Annotated in this window: 11 protein-coding genes; all 11 read left to right on the top strand. The window is 34.1% G+C overall.

The genetic code is table 11. The features are described 5' to 3' along the window. Window positions 1-290: 290 nt before the first annotated feature. Window positions 291-1,025, top strand: coding sequence for a hypothetical protein (locus H4J59_RS08200; RefSeq protein ID WP_182238407.1), 735 nt, complete (start codon window positions 291-293; stop codon window positions 1,023-1,025). 143 nt (window positions 1,026-1,168) lie between these two features. Further along, on the top strand, window positions 1,169-2,023 hold the full coding sequence (locus tag H4J59_RS08195; RefSeq protein WP_182238405.1) for an alpha/beta hydrolase: 855 nt from the start codon (window positions 1,169-1,171) through the stop codon (window positions 2,021-2,023). Window positions 2,024-2,128: 105 nt separating this feature from the next. Further along, a complete protein-coding gene (locus H4J59_RS19650) occupies window positions 2,129-2,461 on the top strand; it encodes a hypothetical protein (RefSeq protein WP_220469766.1) in 333 nt (110 codons plus the stop codon). Beyond that, window positions 2,370-2,639 carry an FRG domain-containing protein gene (locus H4J59_RS19815; protein ID WP_220469764.1) on the top strand — a complete coding sequence of 90 codons (270 nt, stop codon included), beginning with the start codon at window positions 2,370-2,372 and terminating at the stop codon, window positions 2,637-2,639. Before H4J59_RS19650 ends, H4J59_RS19815 begins: the two co-directional genes overlap by 92 nt. A 452-nt stretch (window positions 2,640-3,091) precedes the next feature. Continuing rightward, entirely contained in the window at window positions 3,092-3,886 is a 795-nt protein-coding gene (locus H4J59_RS08185; RefSeq protein WP_182238404.1) for a hypothetical protein, read from the top strand. A gap of 384 nt (window positions 3,887-4,270) precedes the next feature. Then, complete coding sequence (locus H4J59_RS08180; RefSeq protein ID WP_182238402.1) at window positions 4,271-4,609, top strand: DUF805 domain-containing protein; 339 nt, start codon at window positions 4,271-4,273, stop codon at window positions 4,607-4,609. Window positions 4,610-4,728: 119 nt separating this feature from the next. After that, the gene (locus H4J59_RS08175) at window positions 4,729-5,292 is read left to right on the top strand and encodes a hypothetical protein (RefSeq protein ID WP_182238400.1); all 564 of its coding nucleotides are present in this window, start codon (window positions 4,729-4,731) and stop codon (window positions 5,290-5,292) included. 390 nt (window positions 5,293-5,682) lie between these two features. Then, window positions 5,683-6,159 (top strand): hypothetical protein, encoded by a 477-nt coding sequence (locus H4J59_RS08170; RefSeq protein ID WP_182238398.1) that lies wholly within the window; start codon window positions 5,683-5,685, stop codon window positions 6,157-6,159. Window positions 6,160-6,292: 133 nt separating this feature from the next. Beyond that, window positions 6,293-6,586, top strand: a complete 294-nt coding sequence (locus H4J59_RS08165; protein ID WP_182238396.1) for a hypothetical protein — start codon at window positions 6,293-6,295, stop codon at window positions 6,584-6,586. Between the two features lie 125 nt (window positions 6,587-6,711). Then, a complete protein-coding gene (locus H4J59_RS08160; protein WP_182238395.1) occupies window positions 6,712-7,203 on the top strand; it encodes a GNAT family N-acetyltransferase in 492 nt (163 codons plus the stop codon). A 282-nt stretch (window positions 7,204-7,485) separates the two neighbouring features. Further along, entirely contained in the window at window positions 7,486-8,349 is an 864-nt protein-coding gene (locus H4J59_RS08155; RefSeq protein ID WP_182238393.1) for an alpha/beta hydrolase, read from the top strand. The last annotated feature ends 309 nt before the right edge of the window (window positions 8,350-8,658 follow it).

Here is an 8,658-nt window from a genome sequence, read left to right as displayed (position 1 = left end):
ATCGTTAGTGTTCTCACGCTACCATCAAATAACAAGGTAATTCAATCTGACAAATATAGCTTGTCTCGTTTTTTGCAAAAGGCGCAAAAACCAATCCAACTATTTTTGCAGTTTAATTAAGCGTTGAGGCTGTAGAATAACTAATTCAGCCAAAATCACTGGATTTTGTGTTTTTGTATCGCGCTGTAAACGATTTATTCGATATAGGCAATGGATTTGGTATCCCTATTTTTGGGGGGAATTCATAATAAACGAGTTATTCTACAAGCTCGTTATATTTTTGAGGATGTATGGAAGCAGATTCACTAACACAAACTCTCGCTATATGGGGGGCTGTAACTGGTAGTATTGGAACTATAGCTGGAATAGCAAATCTGATCCTTAGGCTTAAACAGCATAAAAAAGATCAGCCTAATCTGTTGTGCTCTTCTAATTTTTCATTCGAGCATTCTTCGGGGACGGTTCAAGCAAAACATAAATTAACTCTCAGATCTGTAGGGAAAAAACCAGTAACGATTGATTATGTTCGCTATTTCATAAAGCCCAAAGAATTCTGGCAGTCATTATTTCGACAGAGGTCTTGGAGTAAAAGCCGATGGGTGTACGATGATAAACCAAGAACAACAATGCAAATAACGGAAGGACAGAAAGAAGATATTGGCATATGTATGCCCAATGGTTTAACTATTCCCGAAATTGTCAAAGTCGAAATATATGATCAATCAGGTAAATCATGGAAAGTTAAATGGCCTTCAGCTAATAAACTTGCAATCGAAGTCTATCATGAGCAATTACATGAATCTGAAGAACAAAACCCCGAACGACTTTGCAAGGTTAGCGGGTATATAGCCGCAGGTAAATATCATATATACGCACACTGGAATCCGACCCCAAAAAATAAGACTTTATTTAAGGGTAAGTTTTTCCATCTAAAAAATGAGACAGAATACCAATCAAAGCTTCGTGATATTCTCGATGTACAACAACCGAAAATATTGGCGTGTGAGTTAGATGAGGTGGCATAAAACTATAAGTCGTTTAAAGGACAAAAACAGTTGGCTTTTGCTCCTTCGTCGCTAATTTTAGCCAACAATTTTTTGCCTCTAAACGAGGTGTTAAAGCAGCATAGTTCTATGGTGATATTTAAATAATATAAGGAAATAATTAAATGTTAAAAAAAATGATTTTGGTGTTCACATTAAGTTTTTTGTGCGGTTGTTCAGGGTATATCCGAGAAAGTTCATTTATTGCTCAAGATAAGGAAGTTACAAATTATTTAAGTTCAGATATAGAAGAATGGAAAAAGTTATTTCCTGAACATAAGCTCAAACCTTTAAAGTTATTAACTAAAAATGACTCTATTATGTTGCAAGGCCTCTATTTAGAGCATAATAAATCTCAAGATGTTATTTTTTTTATTCCTGGAAATGGTATGAAAATTAGTGAGGGAGGGATTGATGCTCTTCGAACTATGGCTAAGCTAGAAAGAAGTATCGTTATTTTTGATCGAAGAGGCTTAGGCGCAAGTGGAGGAAAAGCAACAATATCATCTCTTATTGATGATTCAATTGAACAATACCTATTTATTAAAAATGAATTGCATGCGAGTGCAGTTATTGTTCATGGTTTTTCATTGGGTAGCTTTATTGCAGGGCAACTTGCGAAGAATAAGCCTATTGATGCGTTAGTTCTTCAGGGGTCTGCAACTAACGTAGATGACTGGATTGATAAATCAGTCCCATGGTACACCAAGCCATTTCTAACAATTGAGATCGATGAAGTATTTAAGTCAATTGATAATCGAATTGTTGTTTCTGACTATTATAAAGGTCCGTTATTTGTTATTGGAGCAGAAAATGATGAACAAGTACCTGTAGAGTTGTCTGAATTATTATTTAACTCAAGCAAATCAAGTAATAAAGAACTACTGGTAGTGGAAAATGCTAATCATGGAAATATGCTTGAAAACTCTAGAGAGTTGTTAATTTATAAGAAATTTTTAGCATCAGTAAAATCACTTTAACACGTTAAAACAGGATAAATAACGGTTGGCTTTTGCTCCTGCGTCGCTTATTTTAGCCAACATATTATTTGCCTCTTAACGTGTCTATGTGAATTGGAAAGTTTGGTGATTGAAGTAGAAGAAATCAATAGCTTATCTGGGTTCATTAAAGCTCTGGAAATAGCGGCTTTGTTTGGTAGTAAGGTTTTATTTAGAGGTCAATCTGTCAAAAGAAACTTACTACCAAATGTAGCGCGTAATGATAATTCCAAAAACACTGTGGAATTAGAAAAAGATTCACTTGATCAAATGCGGTTGCTAGGCTCTGATTTTCTCAGTTCTCGCGACGATGATTATTTGAACGCTATTGTTAATAGCACAGCATCATGGTTTAAAAACACGTTGTCTGGATTGGACATCAAACCCAATGGTTGCACTTTGGTTAGCGTGTGCAGATAGTCCTGATATAGATTCTTATGTCTATATGCTAACGGCTGATAATGCAGCTATACCAGATAGAAAGAAATCACCGTTTGAGCAGCAGCGTATTTGTATTCTTCAGCCGAGTTTTGAAATCCCTAGAGTTAGCGCTCAACATGGTTGGCTTACTATTCACAACTATTCTGAACTATTCTGAAGGTGAATTTCAACCTCTTTGACTGTGTGATCAGAAAGAATTTTTTCTTTGTGAATACATCATACCCAAAAAATTTAAGGTTTAAGTTCTCAATAGCTTAGATCGATGCGGCATTAATAAAAGTACTCTTTTTCCAGATTTAGATGGTCTCTGTGAGCATCTAAATAAAAAATTCACATAACAAGTTGCCTAAGTTCGCCGCAAAAAGCGCGGCTGGGACAAATACTCACCGGGCAAAACTCAACAACGTTTGCATTTGCCCCTTGGCAAAGCGTTATAACGAATATGTAGCTTTCAACTTTACGAAGTAGACTTACTTCGTAAAGTTAGTCAGAACTTGAAATTCACGCTCACCAAAAATATACCTGAAACTAAAGTATATATTTTTCCCTTAAAACCCTTACAATAAGTTAACAGTATTTTAACAAAACTTTAAATGGAATTAATTACCAATGAAAAAAATAATCTCTGTAATAGTTATAACTACATTACTAAATTTATCACTAACAGTTAAAGCCTCTGAAACCGAAGTAATAGTAGAAACCCAAATTAATATGTTAAAACAGTCAGGCCAAGTCAACAGCCTGAGTAGCTGCTTAGGAATAACGGAAAAAGAACTTATCGAGGCATATAAAAAAACGGTAACAACATGTATACCAAAAGATGGTTTAGAGGGACAATGTATGGAAACGTTAGCGCCGAAGTTTTTTTCAGTCTCAAAAGATAAGTTCATGGCATGCACCAGTGATGACGATGAGACGATTGAACAAGAAAAATATATAGATTATTCTCAATTATCCAATATAGAAATAGTTGCACTCGAAGAAAAACGACGAGCTGAAAGTATAGCTAGCCTTGATTCACTAATCACTTCAGTAAAAAAAATGAGTGAAGGAACGGAAGGTAAAATTACTTTACCTGTATACAGACCGAGTACCTTAATATCGAACTATATTAAAGGGATGCAGAATAGCAAAGGTAAACTAACATTGCCTGTAGCAACATTTACTTCAGAAGATAGTGTCGAAACCATTGTTAAATTTTATAAAGAGTCACTCTCCGATTTTAAAATATCAGAGAGTAACAACTTCTATTATTTCATAAAAGATATCCCTGATAATCTACTTCAACAGTCCTTAGATATGGAAAACTTACCTCTATATTTTTTACCACATGTTGAAATTTATAGCTTGGGCGGAAAAGGTCAAAAAACAACGACCATTGTTATCTCTTATAATCCTAGTTAGGTGCTGCTGAACTTTCGCAATCATTATTTTAGCAGGTAAACATTATATTTATTATTTTATGATAATGGACGTTTTAGTAATTATTTTTCTTGGTATCTTTGCGTAGAATTCGTTATGAATCATTCCAAAGGACTAAAAAAAGCTGGCCTTTGCTCTATTTTAGCCAACTATTATTTGCCACTTAACGTGGCGTTGAGGCTGTAGAATAACTAATTCAGCCAAAATCACTAGGTTTTTGTGTTCCTGTATCGCGCTGTAGAAGATTTACTCGATATAGGTAATGCATTTGTTACCCCAATTTTTAGGGGAAATTCATAATAAACGAGTTATTCTACAAGCTCGTTAGGTTTTAAAAAGTTTTATCAACAACAAGGAGAGTCGAAAATGGATTACTTTACAGGCGCACTAAAAAAATATGCTGATTTCACAGGTCGAGCACGCAGAAAAGAATATTGGATGTTTATACTTATTTATTTCATTATCAATATTACTTTAGCTGTACTTGGTTTAGATATTCTTTCAGGGTTAGTCGCTATTGGATTACTCGTCCCAAGTATTAGCATTGCAGCAAGAAGATTACATGATACTGGCCGTTCAGGATGGTGGCAGTTAATAGTATTAATTCCTATTATTGGCTTTATCGTTTTAATCGTTTTCTTAGCTCAAGATAGCCATGATGCAAATGATTATGGTGTTAACCCTAAATCTGGTGTGCCAGCATAAAACCCAATAAGGTGCTAAACGGAAAAATAACAGTTGGCCATCGCTTCGCGATTTTAGCCTACCGTTATTTTCCGCTTAGCAAAGCGTTGGGGCTTTCACAATCCAGGTAATCGAAAACTATGAATAAAATATTATTATGTATCCTTTTTTTATCTCTATGTAGCTGTACGTCAATACCTATAAGTACCATTGCTAAAATGAGCACTTTTGGTTGGGAAGATTTTCAAGCTATTAACTCTGAAGAAGTAAAAGTAAAAATCACAGTTCCTGACGGCTTTGTGCTTAATTCAGAGGAAAGCTGGATTGGTATTGATATTAATTCATCTGCAGGTACTCATGACGGAGTATTTAATCTAGAGCAGTTTGAAAGCCCCTATTCAGAGACGCAACGTCATTTCTTAACTAATAAAAAGGTTACTGTATATAGCCTTCGGTTTGATAAATCCTCAAGAGCTAAATTTGATCAGTTACAAGGTTTTTTGTCGAAGAGCACAGTTGATGATATAGCTATTAGGGTTGTGCCAAAGCTTCGCAGTTTCCCTACTACAGCAGAAAATATAGAAGTTTCTATTGATATACAGTTTTCATCTACAGACGGTTATTTTACTCTTGTTGATAAAGCTGAATTATCATTAGAAAAATTACGTGCATCAACGAAAGCTAAGCTAATCAAGCAGGGCTAAAACAGTTTGCTCGGCTCCACTTCACATTTTAGCAAAAAATTTTAGCCTTTTATTGGGGGGGGGTTGAGGGTGTTGAATAACTAATTCAGCCAAAATCACTAAATTTTTGTGTTCCTGTATCGCGCTGCAGACAATTTACTCTATATAGATAATGCTAGCAGTAGTGTAAAAATTCATCTTGAGCATTACGTTGTTTTTATTGATAAAGCAACGATTACTAAAACGGCAAATAGCACTAGAATTACTACTGATTATGCAAAGTTTACTAACACTGAGTAATATACTGCTATAAGGTGTTTAAACGGACAAGTAACGGCTGGCTGTTGTTCGTGTCTCACACATTTTAGCCAGCTATTATTAGCCGCGTTAGTTGGCGACAAGGAGGTTAGGTTGAAGTATCTATTATTAACAACATTATTAACTTTTTCATTGGGTAGTTTTGCGTGTGAAGAAATAAAAATTGCACATGACAAATTATTAGAATCAAATTTTTCCGTAAATAAAAATTTTTCTTTAAGTATGGATAATGAAAATAAAATAAAACTTACAAATTTTATTGAATATAATCATGGTTCATTAAGTCACTCAAAGGAAGATGTGTTATTTGTCGCTAAAGATTTTAAATATGAAGAAGATAATACAGAGCACTTCCTAATATCTGATTTTACATGTGAGAATATTGAAATAGAGAATGAAAAAGTTACTATTAACTTTGCTCTAGACGATAAAAATTACACTTCATACTTTTTATATCAGAAGGAAAAACTAATTCCAGTAAGAACCATAGTCGAGGCTGAAGTTAGCATATTATTTATGAGTTGGGATATAAAAAGTATAGCGGATTATAGTAATTTCAAGCAGTTTTAGTCCTGCTTTACCAACTATAAGTTAATGAAGCAGGACAAATAACAGTTGGCTTTTGCTCCTACGTCGCTTATTTTAGCCGACATATTATTTGCCTCTTAATGAGGCATTAGTTTTATGTGGATATTCAATCATTATGAGTTTTAAAAGTCTCCTTTCTAGTTTTTTGATCCCAATATTTTTAGCTTCATGTACATTTATTCCGGCTATAGCAACTAAGCAACCTTATTATAATAACTGTGATATGTTGACTAAAAAACTAACTTTAGAATCAACTCAGCTTGAGGATTTAGATGAATGTAATGACAAGACTCTAGGTGAGTGTCTTGTCATTATTGGCATAATTGGTTCGGCTAGTTATATTATTTCAGGTAGTATAGTTTTAGTGGGTAATACTCTGCACTGGTCAGAACACAACTTAAGCTGCTAAAGCATAACAAGAATTTAAAGAGGGACAAAAAAAAGTTGGCTTTTTGTTCACTCCGTGCACTTACTTTAGCCAACTATTTTTTGCCCCTTGAATGGGCGTTGGTTTTTAAAAATTAAGGTGTTAACTTGAAATTAAATATTAGACATTTTGAACAATCAGATATTAAGGATTTAGCAAAAATTTATAGTTATGCTTCTGTAACAGAGAACACGTCTCAAGTTCCATTTTTAAGTTCTCGTGATGTAGATAAATTTTTTCAAAGCCCAACGGATTACATATTGATCGCTGAATTAGATGATAAAGTGATTGGACATGTAAGTATTATTTTGTCAAATAAACCAAGAGAAAAACATTCAGCATCGTTAGCTATTGCTGTCCATCCAGATAGTCATGGCAAAGGTGTTGGGAAACAGTTACTCGCAGAGGCTATTAATCAAGCTGACAATTGGTTAAATATATTACGCTTAGAATTAGAAGTTTATCCTGATAATAAAGCGGCGTTATCCCTCTATCAAAAGTTTGGTTTTATAGTAGAGGGTGAAAAAAAATGTTGTAATTTTAAGGCTGGAAAATTTGTCGATTTACTTATTCTAGCTCGTTTGAATATAACTGTGTAATCAACACATAACAGCCATTCAAGCAGGACTTTTAACAGTTGGTTGGTTCCGCTTTGCTCACATTCTAGCCGATAATTAAATACCTCTTAATGGGGCGTTGAAGCTATAGAATAACTAATTCAGCCAAAATCACTAAATTTTTGTATTCCTATATCGCGCTGTAGACAATTTACTCGGTATAGGTAATGCATTTGTTACTCCGCTTTTTAGGGGGGAGTTCATAATAAACGAGTTATTCTACAAGCTCGTTAGCCGTTAAACCAACAAGGAGTGTCGTTCGATATGAAAACAGTCGCAATATTATTTTTTTTACTACTTTCAGGGTGTTCTTCAAACTATACAACTGAATCATTTGTTTACCAAGATGAACAACCAGAAAAACAACTCAATATCACTAAAATTCAAACTGAACTTAATAAAGCTAATATCTCAGCTGTTGTATCAGCTGTCAGTTTAACAGCTGAGGATGGTATTACGCTTAGAGGTGTTAAATTAATAAACAAAGATGCTTTGGTGAATATTGTTTTTTTCAGTGCAAATGGTATGAAAGTTAGCATGTCATCAAAAATATTAAATAAATTTTCGCTGTTACCCGCAAATGTGATTTGGTTTGATTATCGAGGGATGGGAGTCAGTGATAAAAAAGAGAACCTATCTCTTAATAGCTTACGAACAGATGCATTAAAAATCTTTGATTTTTCGAAAGATGAATTTCCTACTAATTTACCAATAACTATCCATGGGTTATCAATGGGGTCTTTAGTTGCAAGTTATGTTGCTGTTAATAAAAAAATAGATGCGTTAATTCTTGATGGTGCCATTAGTACAGTTCCAGAATTAGTAGATAACTTGATGCCAACTTGGTCAAAACCATTTTATTCCGTTAATTTGTCACCTGAATTAGCGGAAATAAATAATGTCGATTTCATTAAAGAATATAATAAACCATTACTTTTCTTGATTGGTGAAGATGACTCAACTACTCCAGTGATAAACTCGAAAGAACTTTACAATATATCTTCAAGTCAGATTAAGGTTTTGGCTATCATACCCAATACTGAGCATGGCGAAACAATGAGAAAAGACAAAGCAATAAAAGCATATCAGGACTTTATTAATAAATTAATTTGCTGTAAAAACGGCTAACAACACTCTAAAGGACAAATAACAGTTGGTTTTTGCTCTTTCGTCGCCTATTTTAACCAACTATTATTTGCCTCTTAGTGAGGCGTTGAGGCTGTAGAATAACTAATTCAGCCAAAATCACTAAATTTTTGTGTTCCTGTATCGCGCTTTAGACGATTTACTCGATATAGGTAATGCATTTTTCACCCCGATTTTCAGAGGGAATTCATAATAAACGAGTTATTCTACAAGCTCGTTACCGATACAAAACCTAATCCACAGTGTTAAGTGTCTTTAAAAGCTAATGTCTCGAATCTAGCATTTTTTAGC

The sequence above is a fragment of the Colwellia sp. MB02u-10 genome, assembly GCF_014077185.1.
In the GTDB taxonomy this organism is placed as follows: domain Bacteria; phylum Pseudomonadota; class Gammaproteobacteria; order Enterobacterales; family Alteromonadaceae; genus Cognaticolwellia.
The sequence above is the reverse complement of the archived record's forward strand: the minus strand, read 5'-3'. Positions and strand labels throughout refer to the sequence as shown.

Excerpts from the sequence above, each read along its gene's own strand:
- H4J59_RS08180 (WP_182238402.1), top strand. The coding sequence starts at position 4,271 with ATGGATTACTTTACAGGCGCACTAAAAAAATATGCTGATTTCACAGGT.
- H4J59_RS08175 (WP_182238400.1), top strand. The coding sequence starts at position 4,729 with ATGAATAAAATATTATTATGTATCCTTTTTTTATCTCTATGTAGCTGT.
- H4J59_RS08155 (WP_182238393.1), top strand. The coding sequence starts at position 7,486 with ATGAAAACAGTCGCAATATTATTTTTTTTACTACTTTCAGGGTGTTCT.
- H4J59_RS08195 (WP_182238405.1), top strand. The coding sequence starts at position 1,169 with ATGTTAAAAAAAATGATTTTGGTGTTCACATTAAGTTTTTTGTGCGGT.
- H4J59_RS08165 (WP_182238396.1), top strand. The coding sequence starts at position 6,293 with ATGAGTTTTAAAAGTCTCCTTTCTAGTTTTTTGATCCCAATATTTTTA.
- H4J59_RS08200 (WP_182238407.1), top strand. The coding sequence starts at position 291 with ATGGAAGCAGATTCACTAACACAAACTCTCGCTATATGGGGGGCTGTA.
- H4J59_RS08185 (WP_182238404.1), top strand. The coding sequence starts at position 3,092 with ATGAAAAAAATAATCTCTGTAATAGTTATAACTACATTACTAAATTTA.